The 16545-nt window shown below is 68.5% G+C and carries 14 protein-coding genes; 5 read left to right on the top strand and 9 right to left on the bottom strand.

What is annotated here, in order from left to right; translation table 11 throughout:
* Positions 1-2466, bottom strand: a 2466-nt coding sequence (infB, locus tag ACR2JI_RS00140) for a translation initiation factor IF-2 (RefSeq protein WP_526386750.1), incomplete at its 3' end; no start/stop codon positions are given.
* A gap of 89 nt (positions 2467-2555) precedes the next feature.
* On the bottom strand, positions 2556-2783 hold the full coding sequence (locus ACR2JI_RS00135; RefSeq protein ID WP_526386756.1) for a DUF448 domain-containing protein: 228 nt from the start codon (positions 2781-2783) through the stop codon (positions 2556-2558).
* A 228-nt stretch (positions 2784-3011) separates the two neighbouring features.
* Here ACR2JI_RS00135 and ACR2JI_RS00130 point away from each other — a divergent pair, with 228 nt between their 5' ends.
* Entirely contained in the window at positions 3012-4319 is a 1308-nt protein-coding gene (locus ACR2JI_RS00130) for a cytochrome P450 (RefSeq protein WP_526386748.1), read from the top strand.
* Here the strand turns inward: ACR2JI_RS00130 and nusA are convergent.
* Positions 4300-5319, bottom strand: coding sequence for a transcription termination factor NusA (gene nusA / locus ACR2JI_RS00125; RefSeq protein ID WP_526386746.1), 1020 nt, complete (start codon positions 5317-5319; stop codon positions 4300-4302). The genes ACR2JI_RS00130 and nusA overlap by 20 nt on opposite strands.
* On the bottom strand, positions 5316-5873 hold the full coding sequence (gene rimP, locus ACR2JI_RS00120; protein WP_526386744.1) for a ribosome maturation factor RimP: 558 nt from the start codon (positions 5871-5873) through the stop codon (positions 5316-5318). Before rimP ends, nusA begins: the two co-directional genes overlap by 4 nt.
* 106 nt (positions 5874-5979) lie before the next feature.
* On the opposite strand from rimP, the gene ACR2JI_RS00115 reads away from it, so the two are divergent.
* A complete protein-coding gene (locus ACR2JI_RS00115) occupies positions 5980-6525 on the top strand; it encodes a hypothetical protein (protein WP_526386742.1) in 546 nt (181 codons plus the stop codon).
* Positions 6522-7019, top strand: a complete 498-nt coding sequence (locus ACR2JI_RS00110; RefSeq protein WP_526386740.1) for a ferritin-like domain-containing protein — start codon at positions 6522-6524, stop codon at positions 7017-7019. The genes ACR2JI_RS00115 and ACR2JI_RS00110 overlap by 4 nt, the downstream gene beginning before the upstream one ends.
* 7 nt (positions 7020-7026) lie before the next feature.
* Here the strand turns inward: ACR2JI_RS00110 and ACR2JI_RS00105 are convergent, their stop codons facing one another.
* Positions 7027-8772 carry a proline--tRNA ligase gene (locus ACR2JI_RS00105; protein WP_526386738.1) on the bottom strand — a complete coding sequence of 582 codons (1746 nt, stop codon included), beginning with the start codon at positions 8770-8772 and terminating at the stop codon, positions 7027-7029.
* A 57-nt stretch (positions 8773-8829) separates the two neighbouring features.
* On the opposite strand from ACR2JI_RS00105, the gene ACR2JI_RS00100 reads away from it, so the two are divergent.
* Positions 8830-9459 carry a purine-cytosine permease family protein gene (locus ACR2JI_RS00100; protein WP_526386736.1) on the top strand — a complete coding sequence of 210 codons (630 nt, stop codon included), beginning with the start codon at positions 8830-8832 and terminating at the stop codon, positions 9457-9459.
* A 53-nt stretch (positions 9460-9512) separates the two neighbouring features.
* Positions 9513-10715: an HNH endonuclease signature motif containing protein gene (locus ACR2JI_RS00095; protein WP_526386734.1), complete on the top strand. Its 1203-nt coding sequence runs from the start codon at positions 9513-9515 to the stop codon at positions 10713-10715.
* Between the two features lie 61 nt (positions 10716-10776).
* Here ACR2JI_RS00095 and ACR2JI_RS00090 read toward each other — a convergent pair whose 3' ends face one another.
* The 4 genes from ACR2JI_RS00090 to ACR2JI_RS00075 are packed head-to-tail and all read right to left on the bottom strand — an operon-like array spanning position 10777 to position 16544.
* Complete coding sequence (locus ACR2JI_RS00090; protein WP_526386732.1) at positions 10777-12270, bottom strand: MFS transporter; 1494 nt, start codon at positions 12268-12270, stop codon at positions 10777-10779.
* Positions 12271-12306: 36 nt separating this feature from the next.
* On the bottom strand, positions 12307-13881 hold the full coding sequence (locus tag ACR2JI_RS00085; RefSeq protein WP_526386730.1) for an MFS transporter: 1575 nt from the start codon (positions 13879-13881) through the stop codon (positions 12307-12309).
* A 33-nt stretch (positions 13882-13914) separates the two neighbouring features.
* Positions 13915-15165 (bottom strand): uroporphyrinogen-III C-methyltransferase, encoded by a 1251-nt coding sequence (cobA, locus tag ACR2JI_RS00080; protein WP_526386728.1) that lies wholly within the window; start codon positions 15163-15165, stop codon positions 13915-13917.
* On the bottom strand, positions 15162-16544 hold the full coding sequence (locus ACR2JI_RS00075; RefSeq protein WP_526386754.1) for a cobyrinic acid a,c-diamide synthase CobB: 1383 nt from the start codon (positions 16542-16544) through the stop codon (positions 15162-15164). The genes cobA and ACR2JI_RS00075 overlap by 4 nt, the downstream gene beginning before the upstream one ends.
* Between the last annotated feature and the right edge of the window lies 1 nt (position 16545).

Genomic DNA, 16545 nt, shown 5'->3' with positions numbered 1-16545 from the left:
GCGGCCGAGTTCCTTCTCCTCGTAGATCGGCTTGAGCATGCCCTTGAGGGCCTTCTCGATCTCGTCGATCGCCTGGTAGATCACCGAGTAGTAGCGGATCTCCACACCCTCGCGGTTCGCCAGTTCGGTGGCCTTGCCCTCGGCGCGCACGTTGAAGCCGATGATGATGGCATCCGATGCCGAAGCCAGGTTGACGTTGGTCTCGGTGATGCCACCGACACCGCGGTCGATGACCCGCAACTCCACCTCGTCGTCGATCGCGATGCCCAGCAGGGCCTCCTCGAGCGCTTCGACGGTGCCGGAGTTGTCGCCCTTGAGGATCAGGTTGAGCTGACTGGTCTCCTTGAGTGCCGACTCCAGGTCCTCCAGGCTGATCCGCTTGCGGGCACGCGCCGCCATGGCATTGCGCTTGCGGGCGCTGCGCCGGTCGGCGATCTGGCGGGCGATGCGATCCTCGTCGACGACGAGGAGGTTGTCGCCTGCACCGGGCACCGAGGTGAAACCGATGACCTGCACCGGCCGCGACGGCAGCGCCTCGGTGACGTCCTCGCCGTGCTCGTCGACCATGCGACGCACTCGGCCGTAGGCGTCGCCGGCGACGATCGAGTCGCCCACCCGCAGCGTTCCGCGGGTGATCAGCACGGTGGCGACCGGACCGCGGCCACGGTCGAGGTGAGCCTCGATCGCCACGCCCTGGGCTTCCATATCCGGGTTGGCCCGCAGATCCAGCGAGGCGTCGGCGGTCAAGAGCACCGCCTCCTCCAAGGCCTGGATATTGGTGCCGGCCTTGGCCGAGATGTCGACGAACATGGTGTCGCCACCGAAGTCCTCGGCGACCAGTCCGTACTCGGTGAGCTGAGCCCGGATCTTTGCCGGGTCAGCGCCTTCCTTGTCGATCTTGTTGACCGCCACCACGATCGGCACATCAGCGGCCTGCGCGTGGTTGATGGCCTCGACCGTCTGCGGCATGACGCCGTCGTCGGCGGCAACCACCAGGATCGCGATATCGGTGGCCTTCGCGCCGCGGGCACGCATTGCGGTGAACGCCTCGTGGCCCGGGGTGTCGATGAAGGTGATCAGACGCTCGACGCCGTCATGCTCGACAGCCACCTGATAGGCACCGATGTGCTGGGTGATACCGCCGGCCTCGCCCTCGCGGACGTTGGCCTTGCGAATGGTGTCCAGCAGTCGGGTCTTGCCGTGGTCGACGTGGCCCATGACGGTGACGACCGGCGGGCGGATCACCAGATCCTCCTCACCGCCCTCGTCCTCGCCGTAGGTCAGGTCGAAGGACTCCAGCAGCTCGCGGTCCTCATCCTCCGGGGAGACCACCTGGACGACGTAGTTCATCTCGCCGCCCAGCAGTTCCAGGGTGTCGTCGGAGACCGACTGGGTGGCGGTCACCATCTCGCCGAGGTTGAACAGCGCCTGCACCAGGGCCGCCGGGTTGGCGTCGATCTTCTCGGCGAAATCGCTCAGCGACGCGCCGCGGGCCAACCGGATGGTCTCGCCGTTGCCATGCGGAAGGCGCACGCCACCGACGACCGGGGCCTGCATGTTCTCGTACTCGGCGCGTTTGGCCCGCTTGGACTTGCGGCCACGACGGACCGCACCACCGGGACGGCCGAATGCGCCCGCCGCGCCACCGCGCTGACCGGGACGGCCACCACCACCGCCGGGTCCGCCGCCACCGGGACGACCCCGGAATCCGCCGGCGCCTGCACCAGCGGGCGCGCCACCACCGGCGCCGCCACCGGGTCCACCGGTGCGGTAGTTACCACCACCGCCGCCGCCGGGGCGAGCACCCTGGCCCGGAGCCGGGCGGCCTCCGCCACCGGGACGGGGGGCACCGGGACGACCGGGCGCACCCGGTCGGGCACCGGGAGGACGAGGCGGCATATTGCCGGGTGTGGCGCCACCGGGGCGCGCGGCCGGCCGCGGCGGCATACCGCCGGGACCGGGCCGGGGAGCACCCGGACCCGCCGGGCCTGCCGGCCTGGCCACGGGACGCTCGACCGGCACCGCCGAGGAGAACGGGTTGTTGCCGACCCGCGGCGGGCGCGGGAGTCCGGGCTTGGGCGCTCCCGGACCGGGACGCGGGCCGGGCGCTGTCGGTGCCGCCGGCGCCGCAGCAGCCTGGGCGGGAGCCGGTACCGGTGCCGGCGCCACGGGTGCGGCCGGTGCCGGGGCAGCTGGGACCGGGGCCGCCGGGGCGGGTGCGGCCGGAACCGGGGCGGCCGGGGTGGCAGCCTTCGCGGCCGGCTTCTTCGCCGGAGCCTTCTCGGGAGTTTGTTCGGGGGCTTTTCCGCCGCCGAAGGATTCGCGCAACCGGCGCGCAACCGGCGCTTCCACGGTTGACGACGCTGACTTGACGAACTCGCCCTGTTCACTCAGGCGAGCGAGAACTTCCTTGCTGGTAACACCGAGTTCCTTAGCCAACTCGTGTACGCGGGCCTTGCCTGCCACTACATCTCCATCTCTAGAGGCGACAGCGGTGGGTGGGCCGCGCCTCGGGTTTAGCTATGACGCATGGTCATCGGGACTTCACGGTGTGCTCATGTCTTTTCGCTACCTGTTTCTCTTGCCGAGCGGGCGAGCATCGCGAAATGCTCGTCCACCCCGGATATTTCCGGTGAACCGGTGATGCGCAACGCTCGAACGAAGGCGTGCCGCCGGATCGCTGCCGCAAGGCACTGATCAACGGGGTGCAGCCAGGCACCCCGGCCCGGGCGGGAACCTGATGTGTCGACGGTGACGGCACTCTGACCGTTTCCCGTCGCCACGGCTACCACCCGGAGCAGTTCGACAGCCAACTCTCGCTTCCGGCAACCGATACACGTCCGAACCGGACCTCCGGTGGGCGTCACAGCGGCCGGATTCTCGCGCTGGATCACGGTTCACTCTACCGTTACCGCAGCTGAGTTCAGAACCACGCCCGTCCGGCGGCGCCCGGGGGCCAACCGGCGACCCGGATCACCCCGCAGCCAGGGCAAACCTGGCACGCTTCCGATATGGCCCCGTCCCCCACGGCACATCCGACGATTGTGCCGATGCCGCCGCTGGCCGGCGGTATCGGGCTGCCCTGGGATGTCGCGGTGGCCGACCCGATTGCGGTCCTGGCCGCCGCGCGGGCGGAACTCGGGGACACCTTCGTCGTCGACAGCGGCGAGGACCGCTACCTTTTCACATTCTCCGCGCGCGGGGTCGAGTCGTTCTACGCCCTGCCCGAGGAGTTCGCCAGCAAGGGCCTGGCCGATTTCCGGATGCTGCGCCGCAAGCTGCCCGATGAGATCTTCCTGGGCCGCCGCACGCTGCCGTCCGGGTTATTCCGGCGCGACGACGTCGCCTCGTATCTGGCCAACCTGTCCCGCGCGCTCGACGTCGCCGAGCGTGAACTCGGCGATCAGGGCCGCGCCGAGGTGTTCGGCCTGACCCGCCGGCTCGCACACCGGATGGGGCTGGCCTCCTGGGCCGGGCCGGGCTGCGCCGACGGCCCCCGTTTCGAGCGCCTGGTGGCCGCACTCGACGATCTCGACGGGTCGGAGGCGTTCGTTCATCCCGATGCGATGGCCGCGGTGGCCGCCGGCGGTAAGGCCGCCGAGCGTGCCGCACTCGAGGAGATCGTCGAGGTGATCGGCCCGGTGGTCGACGAGATGCTCGACGCCCCGACCGCCGACCATCCGCTGTTCGCCCGTATCGCCGGCGAATGGGCGGCCGAGCCCGCCGCCGAGCGCCGCCGGGGCGCGGCACTCGATATCGCGCTCATTCACATCGCGTCGATGTCGAATCTCGCGGCCGCTCTCGGTTGGGTGCTCGTGGACCTGATGGCGCACCCCACCGAACGCGACGAGGTGGCGGCCGGTGAGGTTGCGGTGGCCGAGCAGTGCGCGCTGGAATCGACCCGGCTCGCGCAACGGTCGATCATGGGGCGCTACGTGCTGGCCGAACTCGACTTCGACGTCGGGGACTCGCGTTATCGCGTCGCGCCGGGAATCACCATCGCCACCCTGCTGCCGCTGACCAACACCAGTGCCGGACCGGGTCTGGCGCGCTGGGATCCGCGACGCTGGAACCGTCACCGTCTGGTCGAACCGTCGGATCTGGCGTCGGTGCAGTTGGTCACGGCGTTCGGACATGGCAGGCACAGTTGCCCGGCACAACCGTTCGCACTTGCCGCCATGGCGATGACCGCAACGCGGCTGTTCGGCGCCTACGAGATGACGCCGGGCTGGGACACCCCACCGGTGCCGCTTCCGGTGCAGATCGGGGGTGTCGCCCGCGCGGCCGGCCCGGCGCCGGTCAGCTACCGGAGTCGCTGAGGGCCGACTCGGGCTCGGCGGCATCGCTGCGGATATCGATCCGCCACCCGGTCAGCCGGGCCGCCAGCCGGGCGTTCTGACCTTCCTTGCCGATCGCCAGGGACAGCTGGAAGTCCGGAACGATCACCCGTGCCGCCCGGGTGGCGGCGTCGATGACCTGAACCGAGACCACCTTGGACGGGGACAGCGCATTGCCCACGAAACGGGCCGGATCCTCGTCGTAGTCGATGATGTCGATCTTCTCGCCGGCCAGCTCGCTCATCACGTTGCGCACCCGTTGGCCCATCGGACCGATGCAGGCGCCCTTGGCGTTGAGCCCGGAGACCTTGGATCGCACTGCGATTTTGGACCGGTGTCCGGCCTCCCGGGCCACCGCGACGATCTCCACCGAGCCGTCGGCGATCTCGGGGACCTCCAGTGAGAAGAGCTTGCGAACCAGGTTTGGGTGGGTGCGCGAGAGCTCGATCCGCGGCTCCCGGGTTCCCCGGGTGACCCCGACGACGTAGCAGCGCAGCCGCTCACCGTGTGCGTAGTTCTCCCCGGGCACCTGCTCGGCGGGCCGGATGGTGCCCTCCGAGCCCTTGGCCTCGCTGCCGATCCGCACCACGACGTTGCCGCGGGCGTTCTCGCGCGCGTCCTTCTGAACCATCCCGGCGACGATGTCGCCCTCGCGGGCGGAGAACTCGCCGTAGACCCGCTCGTTCTCGGCGTCGCGGAAACGCTGCAGCATCACCTGGCGGGCGGTCGTCGCGGCCACCCGGCCGAAGCCCTCGGGGGTGTCGTCCCATTCGCTGATCAGATTGCCGTCGGCGTCGGTCTCGCGAGCCATCACCTGCACTTCGCCGCTCTTGCGGTCGATCTCGATCCTGGCGTCGGGCTGGTGCCCCTCGGTGTGCCGGTAGGCCGTCAGCAGGGCTGACTTGATGGTCTCCAGCAGTTCGTCGACCGAGATCCCCCGGTCGACCTCGATCGCGTGCAGTGCACCCATGTCGATGTTCATCCGTGTGCCTCCGTTCGTGTTGTCGGTGACGGTCCTCCGGCGAGTTCGAGCTCTTGAGCACTCGGCGCGGAGAATTCCACCTGGACAACGGCTTTGCGAATATCCGAGAGCGCAACCTTGCGGACGGTCAAGCGGCTGCGTTCCCGCACTATCAGGTCGGCGACTCCGTCAACGATCACCCCGAGTCGGCCGGAAACCGTCTCGGCATCGACGAGTTCGAACTCCACCTTGCGTCCTCGCGCGCGACGGAAGTGCTTCTCCTCGGTCAGCGGACGATCCACCCCGGGTGAGGTGACTTCCAGAACGTAGGTGGCGGCACCGGTCTCGAGAGCGTCGAGTCGCTCCGAGGCCGAACGCGACAGTTCGGCGACGGCCTCAAGGTCGGGCGGGGTGTCACCGTCGGCGACGACGACGATGCGCGGCGGTTGGGTGCGGCTGTCGACCGTGACGTTCTCGATCTCATATCCGGCGAGCGCGAACTCAGCGGCGAGTAGCCGGGTCACCTGCTCCGGCGAAGGTAAACCCCCCGGAGAACCCGCGGGTCGATCAGTCACGGGTAGCTCCTCATCTTGAGTTGTTTCGGTCCGGCAGCGTGCGAAAACCAGCTGCGTCACGCCCACGATACGCCTGTAACAGCGACCGCAATGGCAGGATGTGGGCGTGCTTGACGCTTTTGCGGACCCGGGTGCGGGCAGCCGGCCCGCGCCCCTGAGCCGTCGGAGGGTGCTCACCGGCGGTGGTCGCGGGCTGCTCGCGCTGGCGCTGCTGGGCACCGCGGCCGCGGCCTGCGGACACAGCGGCCCGCCCGAGCCCGATCCCCTTGAGGCCCAACTGGCGGCCGCCCGCCGCGACAGCGACCTGGCCGCCGCGGCGGCCAAGGCCGCCCCGCCACCGGTGGTCCCCGCGCTGACGGTGATCGCGGCCGAACGTGCCCGCCACGCCGGTGCGCTCATCGAGGAACTGGCCCGGGCAGCGGGTACACCGATCCCCGAGTCACCCGCGACAACCACCTCGACCGCCCCGGCCACACCCACTCCGCCGCCGCGCGTCGACGACGTGGCCGCGGCGCTGCGCGAGTCGGCCGACAGTGCGGCCAAACTGACCCCGACCCTCTCCGGGTATCGGGCCGGCCTGATGGGCTCGATCGCCGCGGCCTGCGCGACCTCGGTGGCAATCGGCTTCGTATCCGTGGAGCGACACCGATGACATCACCGAACCCGAACCCGACCCCGACCCCGGATCCGAACCGCCCCGAGGGTGCAGAACCGGCGGCGCTGTTCGACGCGGTGGCCACCGAGCACGCGGCAATCTACGGCTACGGCGTGGTGTCCGCGCACGTGATGCCGGAGGACAACGAGTTGGTGTCCCAGGCGGTGGCCCAGCACCGCGACCGCAGGGAGGCGGCGATGTCGATCCTCAAGGAGCGATCGATCACCGCACCGCTGCCGGCGGCCGGCTATCAGTTGCCGTTTCCGGTCACCGGTCCGATCGGCGCCGGCAAGCTGGCCGTACGCATGGAGAGTGACTGCGCGGTGGCATGGCGGGCGGTGCTGGAACAGGCCTCGGGGGGAGACACCGCCGAGCAGGATCGCACATTCGCGCTCACCGCGCTGACCCAGAGCGCGCTGATGGCGGCGCGCTGGCGTCAGCAGCTGGGCGCCTGGCCGGTGACCGAGGCCTTCCCCGGCGGCACCGAGTGAACCGGATCTAAACCGACAGTGCCGCAGCGATTTCCGCGGCGGCGTCCGCCACCGGGATCTCCCGGCTCTCGCCGCTGAACCTGTCCCGCAACTCCACCACGCCCTCGGCCCAGCCGCGGCCGACCACCACGATCCACGGCATACCGAGCAGCTCGGCGTCCTTGAACTTCACTCCCGGCGAGACGGTCCGGTCGTCGAGTAGGACCTCATGCCCGAGTCCGTCCAGATCGGCGGCAAGACGCTCGGCGCCCGCGCGGGCCTCGGCGTCCTTGTTGGCGATCACAACATGCACATCGAACGGCGACACCGCCGCCGGCCAGCGCAGCCCGAGTTCGTCATGGTGCTGTTCGGCGATCACCGCCACCAGTCGCGACACCCCGATGCCATAGGAACCCATGGTGAGGCGTATCGGCTTGCCGTTCTCGCCGAGCGCGTCGACTTCGAACGCATCGGTGTATTTGCGACCCAGCTGGAAGATGTGGCCGATCTCGATACCCCGCGCGCTGACCAGTTGCCCGGCACCGTCCGGCGACGGATCACCGTCGCGCACCTCGGCGGCTTCGATGACACCGTCGGCGACGAAGTCGCGGCCGGCGACCAGGCCGACCACATGCTTCCCGGTCTCGTCGGCGCCGGTTATCCACGATGTTCCGTCCACCACCCGTGGGTCGACAAGGTAACGAACACCGTTGTCCAGCAATGCCTTCGGACCGATGTAACCCTTCTTCAGGAACGGATTCCTGGCGAAGTCGCTGTCGTCGATCATCGCGTATTCCGCCGGGTCCAGGGCGGCGCCGAGACGCTTGTCGTCGACCTCGCGGTCGCCGGGAACTCCTACCCCCAGCAATTCCCACTCCCCGCCCGGCACCCGGACCTTGAGTAGAACGTTCTTCAGGGTGTCGGCGGCAGTGACGGATCGGCCCAGACCGGCTCCGTTGGCCCAATCGACCAGTGAGGCGATCGTCGGGGTGTCACCGGTGTCGTGCACCACCGGTGCGGGTAGGCCCTCTGCCGCAACGGGATCGGGCACACAGGTGGTCACGGCCTCGACATTGGCGGCGTAGCCGGACTCCAGGCAACGCACGAAGGTGTCCTCGCCGACCTCACTCTCGGCCAGGAACTCCTCGGAGGCGCTGCCGCCCATCGCACCGGAGACCGCGGAGACGATCACATAACGAACGCTCAGGCGCCCGAAGATCTTCTGGTAGGCCAGCCGATGCGCCAGGTAGACCTTCCGCAGTCCATCGTCGTCGACATCGAAGGAGTACGAGTCCTTCATGATGAACTCGCGGCCGCGCAGGATGCCTGCGCGCGGGCGGGCCTCATCGCGATACTTGGTCTGGATCTGGAACAGCAGCACCGGAAAATCCTTGTAGGAGCTGTACTCCCCCTTGACCGTGAGAGTGAAGAGCTCCTCGTGGGTGGGACCCAACAGGTAGTCGTTATCGCGGCGATCCTTGAGCCGGAACACCCCGTCGCCGTACTCCGTCCAGCGGTTGGTGGTTTCGTAGGGCGCCCGCGGCAGCAGCGCCGGGAACAGGATCTCCTGGCCGCCGATGGCGACCATCTCCTCCCGAACGATGTTCTCGATCTTGCGCAGCACCCGCAGACCCAGCGGCAGCCAGCTGTACAGGCCCGGACCGATCGGGCGGACAAAGCCTGCCCGGATCAGCAACTTGTGGCTGGGAACTTCGGCGTCGGCCGGGTCATCGCGCAGTGTGCGCAAGAACAGCTCGGACATGCGGGTGATCACAACGGGCCAGCTTAGTCACCACCGATACACCTTCCGGCGCGGACGTCGCGGGCCGCGGTGTTCGGTTACACATTCGCCGGCCTGGGGTTGGCTTATTTCGCCGTGCAGGCCATCGGCATCGCCGCCGGCGGGATGGTCGCCGATCAGAGCGCCGAGGGTGTGCGTTCGGTGATGGGTGGCGGCGCGCTCGGCGCCCTGGCATTACTGGCGATCACTCTCGGGGCGGTGGTCTCCAACGCGATGAACGACTACAGCGGATCGCTGGCGATGCAGACCATCGGGGTGAAGGTGCGCCGTCCGGTGTCGGCGGCTCTTGTCGCCGTGATGGCATTCGGCTTGATCATGTGGCTCAGCGCCGGGAATCTGACCGAGCGATTCCAGGGCGTGCTGCTGTTCATCAGTTACTGGGTTCCGGCGTTCGTGGCGATCGTCACCATCGACTGGCGCCGGCGCAGCGTCGGCCGGGACCTGATCGACCCCTCCGCCGAAACCACATCACGCGCCGACGCGATGGCTGCCATGTCGAGTTTCGCCGTCGCGTTCGCCGCCGCGATTCCGTTCATGAACACCAGCATCATCGTCGGGCCGGTGGCTTCCTGGCTGCACGGTGCCGATCTGGCGTACTTCGTGAATTTCGCTGTGGCCGTGATGGTCTACGGGGGTTACCGGCTGCTGCGCGGACGCTGAGTGGAGCTGGTCGCGGTCCCGAATCTGTCGTACCGCACTGAGATGATGTCAGCATGTCCACGGCCACGGTCACCCCGCCCGCTGAGCGCCTTGAGGTGTTGTTCGGGGAGTTGGCGGAGCTGGCCGGTCAGCGCAACGCGATCGACGGACGCATCGTCGAGATCGTCGCCGAGATGGAGCACGATGAGCTCTGCGGTGCCACCGGTGCACGCTCGGTGCCGGCGTTGGTGGCCTGGAAGCTGGGTACATCGTCGGCCAATGCCCGCACGATCTCCACGATCGCCCGCCGGCTTGAGGAGTTTCCCCGCTGTGCGCAGGGTTTGCGGGACGGCCGGCTGTCGCTGGACCAGATCGGCGTCATCGCCGCGGGAGCAGGTGAGGGCTCTGATGAGCATTACGCCCAGCTGGCGGCGGTGGCCACGGTCAATCAGCTTCGCACCGCTGTCCGGCTTGAGCCCCGACCCGAGCCCGACGCTTCCTCACCTCTGCAGCGTTCGGTCACCAAGACCTCCGGTGAACGATCCACGAGCTGGCGGATCACGTTGCCCCATGACGAGGCGGCGACATTCGACGCAGCACTGCAGTCCCATCTCGACGCGCTGGTGGCCGAGTGGAAGCGGGGTGAGCAGCAGCCGATGCCCGACACCGCCGATGCGTTCCTACGTCTGGTCAAGGCCGGCTGGGATGCCGAGGCGACCCGCCGGCCGCATGGGCAGCACACGACGGTGGTGGTGCACGTCGACGTCGAGAAGCACACCGCGGCACTGCATCTGGGGCCGCTGCTCACCGATGCCGACCGGCAATACCTCACCTGCGATGCCACCTGCGAGGTGTGGTTCGAACACGATGGCCGGGTCATCGGCGCCGGCCGAACAACCCGCACTGTCAACCGGAGGCTCCGCCGCGCGCTCGAACACCGCCACTCCACCTGCGCTGTACCCGGCTGCGGCGCCACCCGCGGCCTGCACGCCCACCACATCCGGCATTGGGAAGACGGCGGGCCCACCGAGTTGTGGAACCTGCTGCTGCTCTGCCCCTATCACCATCGGCTCCACCATCGCGGCGGTATCACCATCACCGGCACAGCCGACGATCTCAGCATCACCGGAAACGGCGGCCGGGAACTCGGTCCGGGATCACTGGCACGCCCACCCAACGGGCCCCCACCCGACGTCCCGCCCTACCCCGGACCACTAGGCGAACGCGCCGACTGGTGGTGGTACGACCCATTCCAACCGCAGCCCCATACCGCCTAGGCGCACGGCTGATCTGGATTCATCGTGATGACAGATGCGCACTTGAGGATGGACTGCGTCATCAGAGCTCTCCTGCCTCGACGGCCTCGCGGGTGTGCTGGGCGGCGGCGATCTGCCCGGCCGAGTATCCGATGAACAGCGCGCTGGCCCCGACCAGTAGGGCGACAGCCGCGATCCAGAGCAGCGAGTAGGTGTAGCCGGCGTCGAGCGCATCGAGTTGGGCGGGAGTCATATCTGCCACCGGGCCGGTGGTGCCGCCCAGATAGAGGGTGCGGGAGGTCTGCACCGCCTGGATGACGACGAGGACCAGCGGGCCACCGAGGTTCTGGACCATCAGGGTGATGGCGCTGATCGGGCCGATCTCCCGCGGCCCGACGTTGGCCAGTGCGCACAACGGCAGCACCACCGAGATGATGCCGATGCCGAGCCCGCCGACGACAATGGGTAGCAGAAGATCGGGAAAATACGGGATGGTTCGGGTCAGCGTCGACCCGTAGATCATCGCGCCCAACACGAAGATGCCGCCGCCGATGATGAGCCAGCGCGGCGCGATGTAGGGCGCCAATCGGGCGGTGAGCAGGTTGCCGAAGCCCAGTGCCACCGCGAACGGGATGAAGCCGATACCGGCGTGCAGCGCGGAGTAGCCCATCACGTCCTGGACGTAAAGCCCGATCATGACGGTCAGCGACAGCATCACCCCGCCGGCGAGGAACAGGGAGATGAAGGTCGCCACCCGATTGCGGTTGCGGAACAACCACAGCGGCACCAACGGGTGGTCGGCCCTGCGTTCGACCATCAGGAACGCGGTGCCCAGCAGCACCGCCGCGATCCCGGCGCCGATAACCCACGGGTCCACCCAGCCGCGTGGCGGCCCCTGGGTGAACACCAGGACAGCCGCGGTGCAGCCCAGGGTGGCCAGCAGCGCGCCGGTGATGTCGAGCTTGAGCCGCTCGTGGCGGGTCTCCTCCAGGCGGGTCAGCGCGATCCAGATGATGATCGCGCCGATCGGGAAGTTGATCAGGAAGGCCAGCCGCCAGGAGATAACGGTGAGCGCACCACCGACCACCAGGCCCAGCACCGAGCCCAGGCCCTGCATGGCCGCCGACATGGCCATGGCCTGGTTGCGGGCCTGGCCGGGCGCGTAGGTGGTGGCGATCAACGCGAGCCCGGTGGGCGCGGCGACCGCTGCGCCCATGCCCTGGACCGCGCGGGCGGCGACCAGCAGCGGCCCGTCGGTGGCCAGGCCGCAGGCCATCGACGCGATGGTGAAGACGCCGACACCGGAGATGAACGCCCGCCTGTGCCCGATCGCGTCGCCGACCCGGCCGCCCAGCAGAAGCAGGCCGCCGAAGGTCAGCACATAGGCGGTGATGATCCAGCTCTTGGCCGCGTCGGAGAGGCCCAATTCTTCCTGCATGCGCGGAAGCGCGACGATGACTATGGTGCCGTCCAGCGTGCTCATCAGCTGCATGCCGGTGATCGCGATGATCGCGATCCCCAGCACGCTGGAGGCAAGCGGTTTAGCGGGCGGATCTCCTGAGCGCTCGCCAGCCATGGGTAGTCACCCTACCGACGGATCGGCGGGGGACGGCTAAATCTCCCCGGCGTCGATGGCTTCCTTGACTTCCTGAGCGTGGGCGACCTGCTGGGAGGTATAGCCGATGAACAGCGCGGCGCCACCGACGATGACCGCAACCGCGGCCACCCAGAGCAGTCCGTAGGTGTAGCCCTGATCCAGGGCGTGCAACTGGGCCGGGTCCATCTTCTTCACCGGCCCGGTGGTGCCGCCGAGGTAGAGCGTTCGGGAGGTGATGACCGCCTGGATGACCGCCAGCACGACCGGGCCACCGAGGTTCTGCAGCATCAGGGCGATGGCCGAGACCGGCCCGATCTGGTCGAAGCCGACGCCGGCGATGGCTGACACGGTCAGCGGGACGACGATCATGCCGATGCCGAAACCACCGACTGTGATCGGGATGACCAGGTTCGGGAAGTACGGGATACCGGCGTCGAGGGTGGAGCCGTAGACCATCGCGGCGAGCACCAGGATCCCGCCGGCGATCACCAGGATGCGCGGAGGGAAGAAATTGACCAGCTGGGACGAAGCCCCGAGGCCGATACCCAGTGCGATGACGAACGGGATGAAGCCGATCCCGGCCCGCAGCGCGCTGTACCCCATGATGTCCTGGACATAGAGGCCGATCAGCACGGTCAGGGTGAACATCACCCCGCCGGCCAGGAAGATGGCGGCGAAGGTGGCCACCCGGTTGCGGTCGCGGAACAGGGTGAATGGCACCACCGGGTTGACGGCGGTGCGCTCGACGAGCACGAAGGCCGCGAACGCGACGATGGCGGCAGCGCCGGACATCAGGGTCAGCGGCGCCAGCCAGCCGTTCTCAGGGCCCTGGGTGAATCCGAACACCGCCGCGGTGCAGGCGACGGTGGCCAGCAGTGCGCCGGCGGCGTCCATCTTCATCCGCTCCCGGTGGGTCTCCCGCAGAGTGTTGTGCGCCAGCACGAGCATCATCACGCCGATAGGCACGTTGACCAGGAAGGCCAGCCGCCAGGACACCTCGGTGAGCGCGCCACCGACGACCAGGCCCATCACCGAGCCGATTCCGGTCATTGCGGCGAACACCGCCGTGGCCGCGTTACGAGCCGGACCCTTCGGGAAGGTGGTGGCGACCAGCGCCAGCCCGGTCGGTGAGGCGATCGCAGCCCCCACGCCCTGCAGCAGCCGGGCCACCACCAGAGTCGTCTGATCCCAGGCGATTCCGCACAGAATCGACGCGATGATGAACAGTGCGACGCCGACGATGAAGGTCCGTTTCCGGCCGATCGTGTCGCCGAGCCGCCCACCGAGGAGCATCAGACCACCGAAGGTCAGCACATAGGCGGTGATCACCCAGCTGCGCCCGGCGTCGGACAGGTTCAGCTCATCCTGGATCCTGGGCAGCGCGACGATGGCGACCGTGCTGTACATGGTGGCCAGTAACTGCATGCCGCCGATGGCGACCACCGCCGACAGGAACCGCCGCGACGGCAGCCAGTCCGGGTAGTACGAGTTTCGTTGTAGATCCGTGGAGGGCAGCCGCGCAGGAACAGCGGCAGAGCGACCACGCCATTTCGGGGCAGCCGCGCGCTCGGCATCGTTCAGAGCCGTCATAAGCGACCACCCTACCCCAATATTAAGAGAACTTTAAAGTCTCGATAAAGTCTCGAATGCGGCGACCGGCCCGATCACGATGATCGCCGGCGGCCGAATTCCCTCGGAACGAATTCGTTCTGCCACGTCAGAGAGGGTGGCGCGAAGAATTCGCTCTGCCGATGTGGTGCCGTGCTGCACCACCAGAACCGGTGTTTGGGCAGCTCGTCCGCCCGTAATCAACACGTCGGCGAATAATTCGATGCGCTCGACGGCCATCAGAAGAACTAACGTGCCGGATAATTGCGCCAGCGCCTCCCAATTCACCAGAGATTCCGGATGATTGGGCGATAAATGACCGCTGACCACGATGAATTCATGATTCACCGCGCGGTGGGTGACCGGAACTCCGGCTAATGCCGGCACCGCAATTGCACTTGTCACCCCCGGGACGACTGTGACCGGAATCCCAGCCTCGGCGCAGGCGAGAACTTCCTCATATCCGCGGCCGAACACGAACGGATCCCCGCCCTTGAGCCGAACCACGAACTTGCCCGCCCTGGCCCGGTCGATCATCACCTCGTTGATGGCGTCCTGAGCCATCGCCCGGCCGTAGGGGATCTTGGCGGCGTCGATCACCTCGACGTGCGAGGGCAGTTCGGCCAGCAGTTCCGGCGGCGCCAGCCGGTCGGCCACCACCACGTCGGCATGCGCCAGCAGCCGCCGGCCGCGGACGGTGATCAGCTCCGGATCGCCCGGGCCGCCGCCGACCAGCGCGACCCCGCCGGGGACCACGTCGGAGGCCGCCGCGGCGACGATGTCCGGGGCGATGCGGCCCTGCTGGAACGCCTCCCGGATGGCCGAGCGCACCGCCGCTGATCGCCGGTGCGCACCGGAGGCGAGGACTCCGACCAGCAGGCCCTCATAGCTGAAGGATGCCGGGGTGACGGCGGTCCCGTCGCGGCCGGCGTCGGCACGCACACAGAAGATGCGCCTGCTCTCGGCTTCGGCAACCACCGCGGCGTTGACAGCCGGGTCGTCGGTGGCGGCGATCGCGTACCAGGCATCCGTCAGATCGCCGTCGCGGTAGTCGCGCAGCGACAGGGTGATACCCGGATCCTGGCCCGCCGGTCCCTGTTTGACCATCGCCTCCACCGCCGGGGTGGCCACCCGGGTGATGACGTGAACATCGGCGCCGTTGGCCAACAGCAGCGGAACCCGGCGCTGGGCCACCGTCCCGCCGCCGATCACGACGACCTTCTTGCCGGCCAGACGCAGGCCGACCAGATAGGCGTTCTCAGTCACCGGCCGAAGCCTAGTGCGGGGCTGTCGGTGACAGCACGCTCGACGAACCGGGTGATCGACTCCGGCAGGGCGGCAGGATGGGTGTGCAGATAGGAGGAGTGCACACCGGCGGACACCGCACCCTCTCGCACCGGCTCGGCGCCGTCGGTGCGCAGCAGCCAGGCCGGCTGCTGCGGGGTCGCGAATTCGACTGTGGTGCGGTGGAATTCGTGACCGATCACCCGTTGGCCGGCGGAGAACATCACCGAATCACCGCCCGCCACCGCGTCGCGATAGCCCAGTGTCAGCTTCGAGGTGAACAGTGCGGAGCCGGGCAGCACCCCGCACATCGGGTGTCCGTCGAGATCGGACATCAGATAGGTCAGCCCACCACATTCAGCGTGCACGGGTGCATGCACGGCCAGCGCCGCGATCTGGTTGCGCAGTGCGGTGTTGGCGGCGAGTTCGGCGCCATACTGCTCCGGGAATCCGCCCGGCAGCACCAGGGCGGCGGTCCGCTCCGGAAGCAGGTCGCACAGCGGGTCGAACCTCACCACGTCAGCGCCTGCGGCCAGCAGCAATTCGTCACGCTCGGCGTATCCGAAGCTGAACGCCTTTCCGGCGGCGACGGCCACCACCGGGCCACCCGGTATCGGCTCGCCTGCGACCTGTGCCGGCGACCATTCGGCGGCGCTCACCGAGGACCGCGCGAGCGTCGCGACCGCGGCCACATCGACGTGCCGCGCGATCAGCGCGGCCATCGCCGCCACCGCCGCCTGCGCCTGGTCACCGTGTTCCACCGCGGTCACCAATCCCAGGTGCCGGGACGGCACCGCGAGATCGTCGTGCCGTGGAACCGCGCCCAGCACCGGCACACCGACGGACTCGCAGGCCTGCCTCAGCACCCGCTCATGGCGCACAGAGCCGACCCGGTTGAGGATCACCGCGCCGATATGCACATCCGGCGTGGCTGTCGAAAAGCCGTGTAACACCGCGGCGATGCTCTGACTCTGGCCGCGGGCGTCGACCACCAGCAGGACGGGTGCACCGAGCAGTTGGGCGATCTCGCCGGTGGACCCCCGGGCCGGCAGCCGGTAGCAGTCTTCGATGCGGCCGTCGAACAGGCCCATCACACCTTCGATGACGGCGATATCGGCGTCTCGGGCACCGTGCCGGTACAGCGGGCCGATCAGGTCGGGGCCAACCAGAACGGAGTCCAGGTTTCGGCCCGGTCGTCCGGTCGCCAGCGCGTGATAGCCGGGGTCGATGAAATCCGGCCCGACCTTGAACGGGGCGACCCGATGCCCGGCGTGGCGCAGCGCGGCCATCAAACCCGTTGCCACGGTGGTCTTTCCGCTACCCGAGGCCGGTGCCGCGATCACCACCGCGGGCGCCGTCACC

This window comes from Mycobacterium sp. (assembly GCF_051006775.1).
Taxonomy (GTDB): Bacteria; Actinomycetota; Actinomycetes; order Mycobacteriales; family Mycobacteriaceae; genus Mycobacterium.
This window is presented reverse-complemented; position numbering and strand designations above follow the sequence as displayed.